This is a genomic window from Paenibacillus sp. FSL R7-0297, from assembly GCF_038009025.1.
GTDB lineage: Bacteria > Bacillota > Bacilli > Paenibacillales > Paenibacillaceae > Paenibacillus_AQ.
Genome location: NZ_JBBPAQ010000001.1, coordinates 1,327,063 through 1,343,313, shown reverse-complemented (window position 1 = coordinate 1,343,313; position 16,251 = coordinate 1,327,063). Strand labels below are relative to the sequence as shown.

The following is a 16,251-nucleotide window of genomic DNA, read 5'->3' as shown; positions in this document are numbered from 1 at the left end:
GATAACTTCAGTAGTCGCCCGCCTTCTGCTTCACGCGTCAGCCTGCGACGCAGGAGCTGCCGCAGCCTTGCCGTCTCCGCTTCTCAGCAGAAAGGTCAGCGGAATTGCCAGCAGGCCAACACCTGTAGCGATCAGGAAAATATCCTGTACGCCCAGGGTCATTCCCTGCGCCTTGATCAGTGCACCTGCCGCAGAAGCTCCGCCGCTGAGTTCCTGCTGATGGGCGAGTGATCTGGAGGCGAGCAAGGAGCTGAACACGGCAATGGACAACGCGCCTGTAGCCTGGCGGACCCAGTTCGTCACAGAAGAAGCATGCCCTGTGATCTGCTTGGGTACGGCTGACATCCCGGCATTCGTTACCGGCATGAAGGCCAGGGCAATGCCAACATTGCGCAGGGCCATCAGCATCGCCACACGGGTATGTGTAACGGCCAGCGTAATATGGCTAAGCTCCCAGGTTGAAGCGCTCAGCAGCAGAATACCGCTGAGAATGAGCCAGAACGGGCCGATCCGGGAATACAGCTTGCCGACGGCCGGCGACATGACCGCCATCACGATTGAGCCCGGCAGCAGCACCAGTGCCGTCTTCAGCGGAGTGGACTGCTGGATATCCTGCAGGAAGACCGGAATTAAGAAGGTCCCCGAGTATAACGCAACGGTAATAATACAGTTGATGATCAGACTGTAGGTGAACCGGTTCTGCTTGAATACCTTAAGGTTCAGCAGCGGCTCCTGCAGCGACAGCTCCCGGCGGATGAAGTAGGTTAAGGCCGCTGCACCAATCAGCAGCAGGGATAAGGTCTTCCATGAGGTCCAGCCCCAGGCATTCCCCTTATTGAACGCCAAAATAATAAAGGCGCTGCTCAGAATCACGGTCACGAATCCCGGCAGATCGAAGCTTCTGCTGCTGGCGGTTTGACGCTGGAACGGCAGGCATTTCAGCGCTACCACGATCGCGATCATGCCGATCGGCAGATTGATCATGAACAGCGACTTCCAGCCGAAGTACCCGGTGAGCCAGCCGCCGAGCGTTGGCCCGAAGGCAGGAGCCAGCATGGAGGACAGGCTCCAGAGGCTCATGGCGAAAGCCTGCTTCTCTTTCCCGATAAACTGATAAATCATCGTCATCGTCGTCGGGATAATCAGCCCGCCGAATATTCCCTGCACAATACGGAAAATAATTAGGGAATGAATACTCCAGGCCACGGTACACAGCCCCGAGAACAAGGTGAAGCCCGATAGGGCAAACACATAGAGATATTTATAGCTCCATTTGTCGCCGAAATATCCTACGACCGGAGCAATTACGCCGGTAGCCAGCAGATAACCCGTAATCATCCATTGCACTGTGCTGATCTCGGCATGGAAGTTTTTCAGAAACACCGGGAACGCAACGTTAATCGTTGTTGTACTGAGAATAGCCATGAAATTACCGAAAAAGATGGCCAGAATAATAAGCCAGAATGATGAATTTTTTGCCGTCTGATTACTCAAGTATGCTCTCTCCTCTGCACTGCCACCACTATAAACCTTAGCTTCACACTAATATAGGTGTATGATACAATCATTTTAGCATATGTGTATTATACAACTATATTTTTGGAAGTCAATATGACTTATTTCATCAGAGTTTCAATATGCTCTCATAAATAACCGGTAGCTTTCGCTAAGGGCTGTATTATCACTTATAATATGGAGACATATAAGGCTGGACCTTAAGAATTACTCAATCATAAAGGACGGATACTAACTATGGCTGATGAACAGACTGATAAAAACCTCGAAACCCTGAACCATGAGCTGATTACGCTAATCCGCCTCGGTTCGCTCGATAAAAAACATGGCGGCCTGGACCGCTCCTCCTACACCCTGCTCCACCATCTGTCGAACCACGATAAGGTAGGCGTTAAAGCGCTCGCCGAAGAATTCGGCCTCGATACCTCTACCATCAGCAGGCAGACGAGCGTCCTTGAGGCGAAGGACTATGTAGTAAAGGTGCCTGATCCGCAGGATGGAAGATCAAGCTATTTTCAGATTACCGCGCTGGGTGCGCAGACGTTTGCCGAGGCCCGGGATATCCGGCTGCAGCGCTATGAGCAGATTTTTGAAGACTGGTCTTCCGGGGACTGCCAGACCTTCAGCGGACTGCTGGCCCGGCTCAACCGGAAACTGCAGCAAAAGCCAGACTAAGGATTGACGAATAATGACGAAACTGGTAGATTGAATTAATCATACAATTTAACTCGGAATTATATTTTAGCCAAAGGGGCTGGTCCGCATGAATTTTATCTTCTTTTCCCCGCATTTCCCCAAGAACAGCGCTGATTTCTGTACCCAGCTGCAGCAGCAGGGGGCGACGGTGCTCGGGATTGGCGATGCCGAATATGACCAGCTGGAGGACAAGCTGAAGTTGGCACTGACGGAGTACTATAAGGTAAGCAATCTGGAGAGCTACGAGGAGATCCTGCGGGCCGTTGCTTTTTTCACCTATAAATACGGTAAGATTGACCGCTTCGAGTCGCTGAATGAATACTGGCTGGAGCAGGATGCCGCCATCCGCACGGATTTCAACATTTACGGCACCAAGTCCGATTTCGTCTCCAACCTGAAGCAGAAGTCCAAGATGAAAGAATTCTTCCATAAAAGCGGTGTGAGCACCGTTCAGTTCTCCACCGGGACTACGCGTGAAAGCGTGGAGAGCTTCATCCAGAGCGCCGGCTTCCCGCTGGTGGTTAAGCCCGATCTCGGCTCCGGTGCCAGCAATACTTACAAGATCAATAACGAAGAGGAGCTGCAGCACTTTTTGGACACCAAGCCGGAGGATGTAGCCTTTATTATTGAGGAATTCATCGATGGAGTCATCCTCACCTATGACGGGCTGGTGGATATTGACGGCAATGTGCGGTTCGCAGTCAGCCACCTGTTCGAGAATAGTGTCATGGAGGTCGTCAACACGGATAACCACCTCTATTATTTCTGTCTGAGAGATATCAGCCCCGAGGTAGAAGAGGCCGGGAAGAGTATTCTGAAGGCTTTTGACATCCGGGAACGGTTCTTCCATATTGAGCTGTTCAAATCACACAAGGATGGCCGGATCATTGCCCTGGAAGTGAATATGCGTCCCCCGGGCGCCTGGATGACCGATGCCATTAACTTCGCATACGATGTGGATGTCTATAAAGAATGGGCCAGCATGGTTGTGCATAACGAAGTCGGCGGCCCGTACGAAGGCAAATATTACACAGGCTATGCCAGCCGCAAGAGTCACAAGCATTATGCGCACAGCCACGAGGACATCTACCGTGAATTCGGCGGGAAGATTGTGAATTATGCCGAGATCGAAGAGGTATTCAGCAGAGCCATGGGCAACAGTGCGTATCAGTTCCGTTCACCCGAGCTTTCGGAGGTTAGGGACATCAGAGGTTATATTCACCAAGAAGAGGGATAGGATGTGTTAACGGATGAGGATAAGCTATCATAAGGAGTACAGCCACAACCTGGGCAGAGACATGGAATATAAAATATACGGCCACGCCGGCAAACCGATGCTCGTCTTCCCCACCTCGCTTGGACGCTTTTATCAATATGAGGATTCGGGCATGATTGACACGCTCTCCTCCTTCATTGAAGCGGGCAAGCTGCAGATTTGGGCATGCGACAGTATTGATGAAGAGACCTTCTTCTCCACTCACTGGAATAATGAGGACCGGGTCCACCGTCATGAGCAGTATGATAAATATATCGCATATGAGCTGATTCCCGGCATTCTCCACCAGAGCAAGCAGAACAACGGAGGGACCGATCAGCGCATTCTGATCTCAGGCTGCTCTATGGGCGCTTATTACAGTGCCAGCTTCTTTTTCCGTTATCCGCACTATTTCGATACCTTAATCGCCCTCAGCGGCGTCTATTCCACCTATTATTTCTTCGGCGACTATATGAGCGAGCAGATCTACCTGAATTCACCGCTGCATTACCTGCCGGGGTTGACGGATGATTATTATCTGAACCAGTACCGTAACAGCAAAATCATCGTCTGTGTCGGACAAGGTGCTTATGAGGATGAGATGCTTCACGAGACCCGTCTGCTTGAGGATGTACTACAGCGCAAAGGAATTCCGGCACGGATCGACTACTGGGGCCATGATGCCAGCCATGACTGGCCGTGGTGGAACAAGCAGATTCATTATTATGTGGAAGGCTGCCTGTAACACTTTATAGAAAAAAAAAGGAAACTGCTAGGTTCAGCAGTTTCCTTCCATTACTTACAGCCGAGTCTTATTCAGGCAAATGCTCTGAACAGAACAGAACCAGTGCTGCTTCCTCGTCTTCTTCCATATCGAAATCGAGCAACTGGCCTGACGAGGTTTCCTGCAGATCGTAGCTGACAATGCTTGTCTGCTCCTCTTCCACTTTAACAATCACACGGGCGGAAACTCCGTTCTCTACGTACAGCTCATCATCCTCAGGTACATCAATATTAACGACGAATTCATATCTCTTGCCGCTTAGTATACCAAAAGGATCTCTTACGTTCTCCACGGTGTAGCTTGTAAATGTCAACAAATCGCATTCCTCTTTTCTCAATTCACTGCTGCCAGATTATTGTAACACAGGGCCGGACAAAAAGAACGGTGCGAAGTGAATCCATCACCGGCACCGTTCTTATAATATCATTCAGAAGCTGCATTTATCCTACAATGGCGCTGCCGGTCTCCGCTGCTTTGCCCTTGGTCTTCTTGATCTGCTTACTGCGAAGCTGTCCGCAGGCCGCATCAATATCGACTCCGTGCTCCAGCCGGGTGCTGACGCTGACACCCTGCTTCTTCAGCGTGTCGAAGAACGCACGTACGGATTCCCGCTCGCTCCGCTGATACTGGCTATGCTCATCTACCGGATTATACGGAATCAGGTTGACATTCGCCAGCTGACGCCGGTCTCCGATTAACTCGGCCAGCTCCAGAGCATGCTCCTCACGGTCATTGATATCCTTCAGCAGGATATACTCCAGGGTAATTCTCCGGTTGGTCTTCTCCAGATAATAATCAATCGCCGGCATTAACTTCTCTATAGGAATGGCACGGTTGATCTTCATGATCTGTGTCCGCAGCTCATTATTCGGCGCATGCAGGGAGATCGCCAGATTGACCTGCATATTGGCGTCAGCGAATTCTCTGATTTTGTCAGCCAGACCACTGGTGGATACGGTAATGCCTTTGCCGGCAATGGCCAGACCCTTGTGATCCTTGATCGTAATCAGGAAATTCAGCAGATGCCGGAAATTATCGAATGGCTCACCAATGCCCATTACGACTACATGGCTGACCTTTTGTCCAAGACCGGCCTGATCCAGATCAAGCTGGACCTTCATAATCTGCTCGACAATCTCGCCGCTGGTGAGATCGCGGCTCTTCGCCAGCAGCCCGCTTGCGCAGAAGCTGCAGCCGATATTGCAGCCGACCTGAGTGGTAACGCAGACGGACAGACCATACTTTTGCCGCATAAGCACCGTTTCAATCAGGTTGCCGTCCTGTAAGCGGAACAGGAATTTGACAGTGCCGTCAGCCGATTCCTGCTTCACATGCTCTTCCATCGTCTGAAAGACATAATGCTCTTCCAGCAGCTGTACACAGTCCGGGTTCATCCCCGTCATTTCTGCAAAGCTGGTAACCCGCTTGCGGTATAGCCATTCCCAGACAGCAGATGCACGGGATTTCTTGTGCCCATGCTCCAGCAGCCAGGCGGTCAGTTGTTCCAAAGTCAATCCATAAATGGATTCTTTATTCATTTCATATCCTCTTTTCAAAACGTTAAAGTTCAATCAATCTATTCTACCTTGCGGGGGACATTAGCAACAACAATAACTTATTGTCTCAAATTTTGTTTATTAAAACAAGGGGAAACACTGCCGATTCCGGGTCTTTTCCGTGCACATACGCAGAAAAAGCGCACCCCTCCATCCGGGATACGCTTCCTGGTTTTTATTTGAAGACGGCGAACTTTAGTCCCTGTGCCTGAAGATACTCAATGATCTCAGGAAGCGCCTGGACCGTAACTGCTTTCTCGTGCAGCAGATAGATGCCGCCGGACGGGTCCGTTGTATAGAAATAACGGAGGACCTGCGGGGCATTATCGGCTTTCCAATCCTCGGTATCCCGGTTCCAGAGCAGCAGCTTCATATGCTGCCGCTTCGCTTCAGCGGCCAGTTCATCGTTGACTGCACCATAAGGCGGACGGAAGATCGTTACCGCCGAGTTCATGTTCGACTCCAATTCCCGGCTGGCCCGCTCCAGATTCTTGCGGTTCTCCTCAGGGCTGTTCCGTGTCATATCACTATGATCCCAGGAATGGCTGCCCACTGGCATACCATGCTCATTAGCATAGCGGACCTCTGCCGGGCGGCGGCTGGCCTTCTGTCCAATAAACAGGAAGTTCGCCGCCACACCATACTCGTCCAGAATATCTACAATCTGCCTTGTGTACTGCGAGGGCCCATCGTCGAAGGATAAGGCCACATAACCCTGAGGCAGGCTGTATTCATAGCTATTCCCGTCCAATTCTATCTCTTCAACCGCAGTCTCCGGAGCAGCTGCAGAGGTATCTTCCTGAGTATCTTCCTGAGCCTCTTCCGGGACTGCCGGGACTTCGCTGCTCTGGTAGGCCACCGTCTGGACCGCCGGTATAACATTAATAAGGGGACTGCTGCTGACGTCCGCAGCTACGGCCGATTGTACAGAAGCAGCTACGGCCGATTGCACCGGGACCTCATGGGCTTCTGCACTGCTGCTGAACAGCTTCCCGTCCATGCGCAGCAGGAACAATGCGATGAGGCAGCTGAACAGAATGCCGCGCAGCAGTATAGCCCGGGCAGGCCGCAGAATGCGGCTGCGCCTCACATGCCCAGGTTTGTGATGATGCAATTCAAGTGACGGTACATGAGCTGCAGGCCCGGGCTCAGCTGGACGTTCTTCCTCCTGCCGCGCCTTCACAAGCTGCGAGGCATACTCCTCGGAGCAGCCATAATACAGCGTTTCGCTAAACGTCTGGTTCATTTTGATCAGGGAGCTGAAGAAGCTGCGGCGGAAAGGGTCCCATTTGGGATAGAGAGACAGACGCACACGCTGACCCGCGAAGGGACCAAGCATACTCAATTGCACATATGTATATTCATCGATGAATAGTATTTGGCGGGCGGAACCGCTGCTGTGGGTTAAACCTACCTCCATCTGATAGACGCCCTGCCTCTGCTCAAGGGACAGCAGCTCTACCATCCGAGCAGCGATCGCCGGGTGCACTGGCATAAATCCTATGTATCTCCGTTGCTGTCGTTACGCTCTGCCGGCGGAGTGTTTCCGCTAAAGGGTACGGTCATGCGGTTGGTGAAATCACTGATCATGCTGGAGAGGTAGGTTTTCTCCTGCCGGACCGTATCGTATTTCTGCTTCAGGTGACTGTTCTCTGTCTCCAGGCGCCCGATCTTCTCTTCGAGCTCATTCATCCGCTTCAGCTTCTCGGAGATGGCATCATTATGTTTTTGTACAAGATTGGCATATTTCTGCTGCTCCAGATCAATAGTGCTCTTGAGCTCATCCATTTCCCCGGATAAGGTCGTGTGCAGCTCACGGTAATCCTCCAGCACCTGGTCCACCTTCAGATTCTTCTCCACCAGCTTATGCTCTAGCTCCAGAATGCTCTTCTCCCGCTCTTCAATTACCTTGTTCAGGTTCCTCAGATCCCGTCCCAGCCTCTCCACATGACTGCTGGAGTGATTCAGCCGGTCCTGCAGCTCATGGTTGTTCGTTTCAGCATGCGCTCTCGCCTGAATCATCTGTTCTACTGCGAAGATCAGGTCCAGCGACTTTTTATCCAGCTGCGCTTTGCCGACGGACACGAGGGCGGGAGCACTTTCAGCCTTCTCATAATTATCGCTATCTTCGGGCGGAAGTTCGGCCAGTTGAACCTTTTGAACCATACCCGGTTTGGCCGGTTTGTCCACAGCTTCTTTCTTCTTAAAAAACGGAGCCGCCATCTATAGAATCACCTCATTATAAATGTCAAAATATGTCGAGCATGTACGTGTTCATTATAGTTGATTTAGCGGATACGTTAGTGAGCCTTAATATCTAACTTTACTAAATGTATCCAAAGGCCCAAGTCGCGCCTTCCAGCTGCTGCCCGGCTCATTTCAAGACGAATCACCCCTGCCATTTGTACTGGATGTTCCCGTAAAATAAGAACTGCAACGCGCCTGATAATCCCGGATTATGCCTGCGTGTTGTCATAGCACCCTAGAGCCAGAGCAAATTCCTGAACAACAAAAAAACGCAGTCTGCAGAGACCACGCTTTTCATCCAAACTATTATTTATACAGTACCTTCTCCACATTGTATTTCGCCTTAAGCTTGTTCACAATGTAAGTCTCATAAATTTCTCTGTCGACCGGGTCTTCCACGATGCAGACTTCAATCTTGGTAACTTCGTCACGGTGTGGCTTCATGACCGATACGTTATCTTCGAAGTGCTTCTTGATCCGCGGTCTCAGTTTGCGTGCCTTGCCTACAAACAGCAGCTCATCCTTGTCATTGTAGAACATGAAGATGCCGCCAGCTTCGCGGGTGATCAGGTGAAAATCCGTAAATCCGTAAATATGGCTGAGCACAGGGTTCTCCTGCTTAAAAATAGTAACTTCCGGTGCCGGAATGGTAATGCTGATCATTAAGCTCACTTCCTCATTGTATATAGAAATAAATAGTATCACAGATTGGGAAACCTGACTATTTCTATCTTCTGCAGATAACCTGTGTTTTATGAGGGGGAGTTACACTTATTTGGCTGCACGGTTCTGGAGGGAATGGATCGTCGCTGTTATCCCCTGTTCAAAAGACGTGGCCGGAACCGGCCCGGCTAACCGCTCGTATTTCGCACCGCTGAGCCGCAGCGGCTCCTTCGTCAAATACAGCATCTCGACAATCTCTTTCATTACCGGTACAAACAGGCCGAGCAGTGACAGACCTGCTGCGCCTAAGGGGATAACCACTTTCGAGCTTCCGGCCGCTTCGCGGGCAATCCGGACGATCTCTTTGCCGGAGATCACGCCGGCTCCAGGAATATTCCAGTTCTGCCCGTAGGCCTCCTCGCGGAGGGCAAGCTCCACCATCATCACTGCCGCATCCGGCAGATAGACGTATTCACGCGGAACATTCATGTTACCGATGAACATCGCAGGTCTACCGGCAGCTATGGCTTCCAGCGTTGATCCGAGGTAAGAGGCTTCATTGGCCGTGGGGCCGTAATAATCCGGCAGGCGGACAATCATTCCCTTCGTGCCGCTCCAGCGCGGGCTGAAGAACATCCGCTCGAATTCCAGCTTTATTTTCCCCTTGCGGGTATGCGGATTCTTCGGATAGTTCTCGGCAATCGGCTGCTCATCCACTCTTCTGCCATACGGATAAATCCCGTCCACAGCCACTACCTTCACCCCCAGCCGGTTCGCGGCCTCCATCACAGCTTCACCCATCGGCAGCAACTTCTCGGCCATTTCGTGATAGGGCACCGATGCACTGTGAAAAATAACATCAGCCCCACGCGCGACCTTAAATACATCATCCGCACGGAACACATCACCGGTCTGCAGGCTCAGCCCTGCCGGATTCCCCAGCTTGGCCGCGAGCTGTTCCAGCTTCGGCATGGAGCGCCCAAAGGCTACAGTCTCGATCCCTCTTCGAAGCAGCTCGGCAATAATCACCGTTCCTGTCCCTCCTGTTGCTCCCAGTACCAGCGCTTTATTTATCATTTGAAATTCCTCCTGTTAGAATGAATTGTTATTGATTATTAATCACAATTAGTGATTGATCACTAACTATATAATAAATTTAAATTGTATATAGCTTAGCTTAAAGCGACTCATTGAAATTATCTTATTCATGGCCGCTTACCTGCGCTCAGAATGAAAATGATGGACACCTAACACTATTTAGTTTCGTTCAAGCTTTGCTTGTTCTTTGCTTGTTCTCCATTGCATTGTTGGTTATTGATCAGTCACTACTTAAACTTAAAAAATGATGATCCGGCTGGATCGGGGATTATGCGGCTGACTCTTAACTGTCGTGCTTACCTGTTGCTCTGAATATTGCTTAATCCACCTACTCCGCTCGATGCACAGTTACACCCGATCATCCTGCAGCCCGCACCGATGCTTACAGATGCTTCGGCTTCAGCTCCGGCATTCCCAGCGTGAGGGCGATATTGCAGAGCATACCGTTAGCCATAAAGGTGCTCACCTCCACCTCAGGATGCGCAAACCCTGCTGCCGAGAACTTGCTCTCCATCAGACGGGCTACCTCCAGAATTCCAGCCTGCATCGACTGGCGGATAGCTTCATCCCGGATGCCGATGGCCTGCACCTGTAGAATAATCTCATTCGGATGGGTCTCCATCAGTTGCTCGTATACCTGAATGGCCTCTGCAAGTAACTGGTCTGCAGGAGCCTGAAGCCCTGAGAAGGTGCGGAGAATCCGTTCAAAAGCCCGCTCCAGCGCAGCTATAAACAGCTCCTCCTTATTCTTAAACAGCTTGAAGATATACGGCTGGGATATCCCCACCTTCTCGGCCACCTGCGCGGTTGTAGCCCGGTAATAGCCATGCTCTGCAAACACAACCACAGCCGACTCCAGAATCTGCTCCCTGCGGTTTACCGGAACGGCCTCCTCTCCTCTGGAACGGATAGTGCCCGATTGCTTGTTCATATAGGTCTCCTTTTCTGCCGGAATGATAGGTGATAATTTGACTGTCTTTTGGTTATTGATCAATCACTCTCTTATTTAGCAGTATATACTTCAATCTTTAAATAATCAACCACAGTCTGAAAAATAATAATTACTGAACAAAATCTCCCGGAAGGCGAATCAGCACCAATCAGCACCTCTCTAAGGTTAATTTAGACCTCACTCACCGTTCCCGGCTAATCCCCCTTTGTATTATCAGCTGCAAATATCAGCTGCGAAAATGGAAAATTAAGGTGATATACCTCCACTTCCTAATTAATTGGATAGACGTATCTTAATTCGGATGTTTCGGAGTATTCGAGGTAAGTAGTTATGATGAACGAAAGGCAGCCCCTGTTCGCACACCTTAGGTTAAAATGGGAGTAAGGACAACCATTTCAGAGCTAAATGCGAAAGGAGCTGTTACTATGAAGAATACCATAAAATACGTAGGTTTGGACGTGTCAAAAGAAAAAATTGCAGTGGCGATTGCAGACGAGGGACGGGACCCCGCACGGTATCACGGAGCGATTGCCCATACGCCAGATGCTGTAGGACGACTCATTCGGAAACTGAAAAGCCCGGAGGTTACTCTTGAAGTCTGCTATGAGGCAGGACCCACCGGGTATGATTTGTATCGCTGGCTGACCAAGATGGGAATTTCCTGCACGGTCATCGCCCCCTCACGTATTCCTCAGCGTTCAGGCGATGCCATTAAAACCGACCGACGGGATGCAGAGCGGCTCGCTCAGCTCCACCGTGCGGGAGAATTGACGGGCATTCATGTACCCACTCCGGAACTCGAGGCTCTTCGGGATCTCATCCGAGCCCGGGAGAATGCTCGGGAAGAACTGCACCGGGCCCGGCAGCACCTCGTTCATTTTCTGTTACGGCACCAGATCCACACCCCGGAAGGGATGAAAAAACGCTGGACGAAACGATACCGGCTGTGGCTCTCTACCTTGACGTTTGAGCATACCGCGCAAGAACGGGTATTCACCGAGATGCAACAACAGTTGCGGGAGGTGGAGGAGCGCATTAAACGGCTAGAGGAGGCCATGCGGAAAGAAGCCGAAATCTGCCCGTACGCCTCTGTGATTCAAGCGCTCCAGGGTCTTCGGGGGATTGCCCTGCTCACGGCCATGACGCTCGTCGTTGAAATCGGGAATTTTGAGCGGTTCCGTTCGCCTGCGCAGCTGATGAGTTACCTGGGACTGGTTCCGCGGGAATCTTCTACAGGACCCAAGACAAGACGGGGCCGCCTGACTAAAACAGGAAATGCCTCCGTAAGGCGTGCTTTGGTGGAATCGGCCTGGAGTTACCGTTACCTTCCGGCGGTCAAAGGCGATTTAGAAAAGCGGTTAGAAGGGCAAAGGGCTCATGTCCAGGAAACGTCATGGAAGGCGCAGGAGAGATTGCACAAAAAATATGTGCAGATGGTCAAACGGGGAAAACACCGAAACTTGGTGATCGCAGCGGTGGGACGGGAATTGGTCGGATTCATTTGGTGTGTTGCGGTAAAGGCAGAAGCAGGAATCGCATAATATAGAACAAGAAAAAGCCTGTCCCCAAAGGATGAATCCTTGGGGCATGGAGACAACGAGAAAGGTTCGAGGAGAATCCACGAAATCCAACTGCACAAAACCCGGATGGGTTTGACGTGCGACAATAGTTTAGGGAAGCTCCTTCGACGTAGGCCTAACATGTGGAACCAACCCACGGATAGCAGTGTGCCAGCCGACGACTCGCATGTTGTCTCCATGCCCAAGGGATTGAAAAAACCTTTGTTAAAAAGGGAAGAAACAGGGGGATTGACAAATTCGTTCATAGCAGTTGGATAAGTGCAATTAAATTTCATGTATTTCCTCCGTTCTGATCTATTTCAGCTTATTAAGTGCTGATTTTCCAACGCTTTCCTCGTAAGGGCTCCTCGGTTCATGAGCAAGTGGAGAAAAAGCAACTATTTCCGGCCGTCATACAGCCAAGCCCTTTCCCCTTGACAGCTGTGCAGCCTGAATTGCGCTTTGCCGGACCAGCCCCCATTTCAACCGCGTGCAGGGAGATTGCACGCGGCGCTAAGCCAATTGTTCCATATCATTATTTATTTTAACGGACCGGAGTTAGTGGGGTGATGGAAAGGACATGTCATCGCTTCGGCAGCACCCTGTTGCTCAGACTCTGCTGCCGGTTCATCCGTCTCCGCATGCAACGAGGCAGAGCCGCCAGCTTCACTGGATGGACCCGCTGCTGCATTTAACCTGTCCGCGTACGCCTTCTTCTGGTACATGAAGCGCGGACTTAGATGCAAATCTCTCAAGGTATTATCATTCCAGATCGGCGTGGACGAAGGCGACATCGGGGGGATCAGCCAGCCCCACTTGCCAGATACTTCGCGCCCCTGACGCTTCTCCTGTTCCTGGAAGCGGACGAACTGATCTGCCGCTGTATGATGATCTACAATACTGACCCCGGCCTGCTTGAAGGAATGCAGTACCGCGCGGTTCAGCTCCAGCAGCGCGCGGTCTTTCCACAGCGAGGTATTAGTCGAACGATCCAGGCCCAGCAGATCGGCCACTGCCGGCAGGCGGTTATAACGTTCTGTATCCCCCAGATTCCGGGAGCCGATCTCCGTTTCCATATACCAGCCGTTGAAGGGCGCCGCCGGGTAACGGATGCCGCCGATCTCCAGGCACATATCCGAGACTACCGGAACGGGATACCAGCGCAGGCCCAGCTCCGTGAACCGTTCGATCTCCGGATGACTGAGCGGAATCTCCTGCACAAGTCCCGGCGGGACAGGGAACCAGCGGGGTTCCTCCTCGCCGATGCTGATAACGAGCGGCAGAATATCGAAATCCCCGCCTGTACCCTGCCAGCCCAGCTTCAGGCAGACTGCAGTGAACTCATCCGAGGCCGGATCACCGGCACGCAGCTGCTCCCCGTCCCCGGGATAGCCGGCATAACGGATCAGCTGATGATTCCAGATCCGGATAGCTCTATCCGGCTGCTCTCCGCTGCGGAACACGGTAATGACCGGCCGGATCCTGCCGCCGTTATTCGCATGCTCCACATGCCGGAATAGCGCCTCGGCCACCTCCTCCATAGTCTCTGCCCCGCGCGCGTCAAGCACTGTAAGCGAATGCCAGAACAGCCTTCCGATACAGCGGCTGTTATGACGCCAGGCCATCCTCGCCCCGTGGGTTAGTTCTTCCTCCGTATGTATATAGGCGCCCGTAAGGATCACCTCTTCATGTATATCTGCAAGACGCCGCTCCCGCTCACTCTCGGACTTGTCCAGCTCCTGGTAACATGCAGTGATGAAGGATTCCGCCTGCCCGATTAACGCCCGGCTGCTGTGCTCTTGATCGTTATTGTTCATTTCGTTCACTCCCTGTTAGTCCGTTGGACATACGCACTCCTGTCCATTAGCTCAATCATAGTAATTGCAGGAGTAAGGATCAAGCTCACTCCACTCCTTGTTTCTGGTAAAATAATGTTGATCAACTCCGCCATTGGAGCGGATAACTACATCTACATGCTGGAGTGATGAGGTTGAGCAAATTTGGAATGTATGCAAAATTCACCGCTAAACCGGGTGAACGGGAGGCATTGGCCGCCATTCTGCTGGAAGCCGCAGCGGCGGCTGAGCCTGTTCAGGAATGCGAGCTGTATATTGTGAACCTCTCGGAATCAGAGGCGGATATCCTCTGGGTCACAGAAGTATGGAGCAGTGCGGAAGCGCATGCTGCTTCCCTTGCCCTGGAGGCCACCCGTGCCACGATCCAGCGGGCCATGCCGCTGATTGCCGGAGTCGAGCCGGTCAAGCTAATACCTGTAGGCGGAAAAGGGCTGGCGTTCGGTTCAACTGCCCCATAGGCGGCTGAATCCTTATAGCTTCCCTGAAATAGAGGCAAGGAATGCAGCCCTAGGGCAGTAATCCTTGCCTCTATTTCATCATGCCCGCCTTGCCGGCAGCCCCGCTGCCATTTATGCGCGGTTCGGCTTCAATCAGAGCCCTTATTTCAGCTCCAGCTCAGCCAGCCTGGCGATAATCCGTCTTTTGCGGTATAGCATACGGGCAGCCTCCGTCACATCCTCCAGCGTCTTCCGGTTGAGATACGCGCCAAAGAACATGCCCGCAACCGGAACCGTCTGGAGCAGCTTTTTCCAGCCCCAATTGTCACGGTATACCATAACAACCTCTTTCCAGCCCTGAATCTTCGAGACTGCCGCGTTCGTTCCGGCAATGATGTTGCCGTCCCCGCCGGCCTGCAAATTCAGCTCCCGCAGAATCGTCCGCTTGCCGACAATATCGGAGGATGCGAATTGCATCACCTTCACAGTGAATATCCGTTCCGCCTTATCTGTCGGATCGTAGCCATAGCATAGGCCAATCTCCTGGATGGCCTTCAATGAAAGGCCGAGCACAGCCGGAATATCGGCAGCAAGGGTGAAGATTCCGCCGAAGCCGGTAGTTGCCCCTTGGGCAGTTGCCGTATTCCGGCTCCTCTCTGAGAGCCGGAGCGCTGCCGCATCCATCACGGCCAGCGGATACGGCCCGTTCCCCGTACCCCCGGCTGCCACGCTTGCTTCCCCGATCAGCGTGCCTACCTTGCGCCCGGCAACCAGATAGTTGCCGCCATTCTGGATGTAGCTGCCCAGCTCATCCAGCAGCTTGCCTACCTTCTCATGAATAATCTTCGGTGTGATTTTATCAAGCAGCTTGAACGGCAGGCGGGTAATCCGGTCCCAGATCATCAGCTTATTCTGCTCTTTCTCCCACTTGGCAATCCGGGCAAGCTCGGCATGCAGTGTCTCCGGTGTCTCCAGCGGTACCCGTGAATCAGTAGCTTCTGACATATTTATGCCTCCCTTGAATGATGGTCTTGCCATGTTTGTTGCGTCTTAGTGGTATTACTACGTAGACTCTCTCTGATCCGGTTCATGTAAATTATAGATGTGCCTGATACCTTATAACCTTTTTCACTCCAAATGATTGCACAAGTTAGCATAAGCTGGCCCCTAAGTAGGTAAATAGCAAACAGGCATTCCCGGAGTCAATCCGGAAATGCCTGTTACACCAGTAACGCAGGTGCTTAATAGCCTGCCGAATTTAGGCCAGCTTCAGACTCGGTGCAGATCACGTTGGCTATTGCTCAGGCTTTAACTCTGGCTTTAGCCACGGGCCTTGCCGCCAGGTTCGTCCAGTGAAGCGAGTCTGCGTTTCTCTTCGGCCAGCCTATCTTCAGTCAAGTCTACACCGTGTCCGCCGACTGATCCTTCGGGAGCATGGCGAACGGCTTCCTCGGCATGCTCCAGGCTATTCTCTGCCTGGTCAATCATCTGCTCTGTCGGATGGCTTAACGCCTGAGTTACAGCGTTATGCAGCTTGGTCACAGAATCCTGCGCCTGATCCACCGTGCTGTTCGTCCGCAGACTGGATTCGTAATGCTTCATAAGTATACTTCCCCCTCAATCACGGTTTCTG

At 51.9% G+C, this 16,251-nt stretch carries 16 protein-coding genes; 5 read left to right on the top strand and 11 right to left on the bottom strand.

Annotation, left to right across the window (positions count from 1 at the left end):
* Positions 1-30: 30 nt before the first annotated feature.
* Positions 31-1,494, bottom strand: coding sequence for a DHA2 family efflux MFS transporter permease subunit (locus MKZ24_RS05905; protein WP_340781667.1), 1,464 nt, complete (start codon positions 1,492-1,494; stop codon positions 31-33).
* Positions 1,495-1,752: 258 nt separating this feature from the next.
* Here MKZ24_RS05905 and MKZ24_RS05900 point away from each other — a divergent pair, with 258 nt between their 5' ends.
* The 3 genes from MKZ24_RS05900 to MKZ24_RS05890 all read left to right on the top strand — a co-directional run bounded on the left by MKZ24_RS05900 (position 1,753) and on the right by MKZ24_RS05890 (position 4,211).
* Complete coding sequence (locus MKZ24_RS05900; protein ID WP_340781666.1) at positions 1,753-2,190, top strand: MarR family winged helix-turn-helix transcriptional regulator; 438 nt, start codon at positions 1,753-1,755, stop codon at positions 2,188-2,190.
* Between the two features lie 88 nt (positions 2,191-2,278).
* Positions 2,279-3,448: an ATP-grasp domain-containing protein gene (locus tag MKZ24_RS05895; protein WP_340781665.1), complete on the top strand. Its 1,170-nt coding sequence runs from the start codon at positions 2,279-2,281 to the stop codon at positions 3,446-3,448.
* Between the two features lie 13 nt (positions 3,449-3,461).
* Positions 3,462-4,211, top strand: a complete 750-nt coding sequence (locus MKZ24_RS05890) for an esterase family protein (RefSeq protein WP_340781663.1) — start codon at positions 3,462-3,464, stop codon at positions 4,209-4,211.
* 67 nt (positions 4,212-4,278) lie between these two features.
* Here the strand turns inward: MKZ24_RS05890 and MKZ24_RS05885 are convergent, their stop codons facing one another.
* From MKZ24_RS05885 to MKZ24_RS05855, 7 genes are all read right to left on the bottom strand, one after another.
* Positions 4,279-4,566, bottom strand: coding sequence for a DUF6509 family protein (locus MKZ24_RS05885; RefSeq protein ID WP_042240761.1), 288 nt, complete (start codon positions 4,564-4,566; stop codon positions 4,279-4,281).
* Positions 4,567-4,690: 124 nt separating this feature from the next.
* Positions 4,691-5,788, bottom strand: a complete 1,098-nt coding sequence (gene rlmN / locus MKZ24_RS05880) for a 23S rRNA (adenine(2503)-C(2))-methyltransferase RlmN (protein WP_042240763.1) — start codon at positions 5,786-5,788, stop codon at positions 4,691-4,693.
* 193 nt (positions 5,789-5,981) lie between these two features.
* On the bottom strand, positions 5,982-7,301 hold the full coding sequence (locus MKZ24_RS05875; protein WP_340781661.1) for a polysaccharide deacetylase family protein: 1,320 nt from the start codon (positions 7,299-7,301) through the stop codon (positions 5,982-5,984).
* A 5-nt stretch (positions 7,302-7,306) separates the two neighbouring features.
* Entirely contained in the window at positions 7,307-8,029 is a 723-nt protein-coding gene (locus tag MKZ24_RS05870; protein WP_042240764.1) for a hypothetical protein, read from the bottom strand.
* A gap of 330 nt (positions 8,030-8,359) precedes the next feature.
* Entirely contained in the window at positions 8,360-8,716 is a 357-nt protein-coding gene (locus tag MKZ24_RS05865; protein ID WP_197073008.1) for a nucleotide excision repair endonuclease, read from the bottom strand.
* Positions 8,717-8,824: 108 nt separating this feature from the next.
* Positions 8,825-9,793 (bottom strand): NAD-dependent epimerase/dehydratase family protein, encoded by a 969-nt coding sequence (locus MKZ24_RS05860; protein WP_042240768.1) that lies wholly within the window; start codon positions 9,791-9,793, stop codon positions 8,825-8,827.
* Positions 9,794-10,196: 403 nt separating this feature from the next.
* Complete coding sequence (locus MKZ24_RS05855; RefSeq protein ID WP_042240770.1) at positions 10,197-10,745, bottom strand: TetR/AcrR family transcriptional regulator; 549 nt, start codon at positions 10,743-10,745, stop codon at positions 10,197-10,199.
* Between the two features lie 446 nt (positions 10,746-11,191).
* Here MKZ24_RS05855 and MKZ24_RS05850 point away from each other — a divergent pair, with 446 nt between their 5' ends.
* Positions 11,192-12,307 (top strand): IS110 family transposase, encoded by a 1,116-nt coding sequence (locus MKZ24_RS05850; protein WP_340781212.1) that lies wholly within the window; start codon positions 11,192-11,194, stop codon positions 12,305-12,307.
* A 557-nt stretch (positions 12,308-12,864) separates the two neighbouring features.
* On the opposite strand, the gene MKZ24_RS05845 is transcribed toward MKZ24_RS05850, so the two are convergent.
* The gene (locus MKZ24_RS05845) at positions 12,865-14,142 is read right to left on the bottom strand and encodes a nitric oxide synthase oxygenase (protein WP_042240772.1); all 1,278 of its coding nucleotides are present in this window, start codon (positions 14,140-14,142) and stop codon (positions 12,865-12,867) included.
* Between the two features lie 173 nt (positions 14,143-14,315).
* On the opposite strand from MKZ24_RS05845, the gene MKZ24_RS05840 reads away from it, so the two are divergent.
* A complete protein-coding gene (locus MKZ24_RS05840; protein WP_039294950.1) occupies positions 14,316-14,639 on the top strand; it encodes a putative quinol monooxygenase in 324 nt (107 codons plus the stop codon).
* A gap of 141 nt (positions 14,640-14,780) precedes the next feature.
* Here the strand turns inward: MKZ24_RS05840 and MKZ24_RS05835 are convergent, their stop codons facing one another.
* Both MKZ24_RS05835 and MKZ24_RS05830 read right to left on the bottom strand, forming a co-directional pair.
* Positions 14,781-15,623 (bottom strand): EcsC family protein, encoded by an 843-nt coding sequence (locus tag MKZ24_RS05835; RefSeq protein WP_042240775.1) that lies wholly within the window; start codon positions 15,621-15,623, stop codon positions 14,781-14,783.
* A 315-nt stretch (positions 15,624-15,938) separates the two neighbouring features.
* A complete protein-coding gene (locus tag MKZ24_RS05830; protein ID WP_042240778.1) occupies positions 15,939-16,220 on the bottom strand; it encodes a hypothetical protein in 282 nt (93 codons plus the stop codon).
* Positions 16,221-16,251: the final 31 nt, after the last annotated feature.

What these genes read in the sequence shown, in the direction of transcription:
- MKZ24_RS05900 (WP_340781666.1), top strand. Translation starts at nt 1,753, where the DNA reads ATGGCTGATGAACAGACTGATAAAAACCTCGAAACCCTGAACCATGAG.
- MKZ24_RS05895 (WP_340781665.1), top strand. Translation starts at nt 2,279, where the DNA reads ATGAATTTTATCTTCTTTTCCCCGCATTTCCCCAAGAACAGCGCTGAT.
- MKZ24_RS05890 (WP_340781663.1), top strand. Translation starts at nt 3,462, where the DNA reads ATGAGGATAAGCTATCATAAGGAGTACAGCCACAACCTGGGCAGAGAC.
- rlmN (WP_042240763.1), bottom strand. Translation starts at nt 5,788, where the DNA reads ATGAATAAAGAATCCATTTATGGATTGACTTTGGAACAACTGACCGCC.
- MKZ24_RS05875 (WP_340781661.1), bottom strand. Translation starts at nt 7,301, where the DNA reads ATGCCAGTGCACCCGGCGATCGCTGCTCGGATGGTAGAGCTGCTGTCC.
- MKZ24_RS05870 (WP_042240764.1), bottom strand. Translation starts at nt 8,029, where the DNA reads ATGGCGGCTCCGTTTTTTAAGAAGAAAGAAGCTGTGGACAAACCGGCC.
- MKZ24_RS05865 (WP_197073008.1), bottom strand. Translation starts at nt 8,716, where the DNA reads ATGATCAGCATTACCATTCCGGCACCGGAAGTTACTATTTTTAAGCAG.
- MKZ24_RS05860 (WP_042240768.1), bottom strand. Translation starts at nt 9,793, where the DNA reads ATGATAAATAAAGCGCTGGTACTGGGAGCAACAGGAGGGACAGGAACG.
- MKZ24_RS05855 (WP_042240770.1), bottom strand. Translation starts at nt 10,745, where the DNA reads ATGAACAAGCAATCGGGCACTATCCGTTCCAGAGGAGAGGAGGCCGTT.
- MKZ24_RS05850 (WP_340781212.1), top strand. Translation starts at nt 11,192, where the DNA reads ATGAAGAATACCATAAAATACGTAGGTTTGGACGTGTCAAAAGAAAAA.
- MKZ24_RS05845 (WP_042240772.1), bottom strand. Translation starts at nt 14,142, where the DNA reads ATGAACAATAACGATCAAGAGCACAGCAGCCGGGCGTTAATCGGGCAG.
- MKZ24_RS05835 (WP_042240775.1), bottom strand. Translation starts at nt 15,623, where the DNA reads ATGTCAGAAGCTACTGATTCACGGGTACCGCTGGAGACACCGGAGACA.
- MKZ24_RS05830 (WP_042240778.1), bottom strand. Translation starts at nt 16,220, where the DNA reads ATGAAGCATTACGAATCCAGTCTGCGGACGAACAGCACGGTGGATCAG.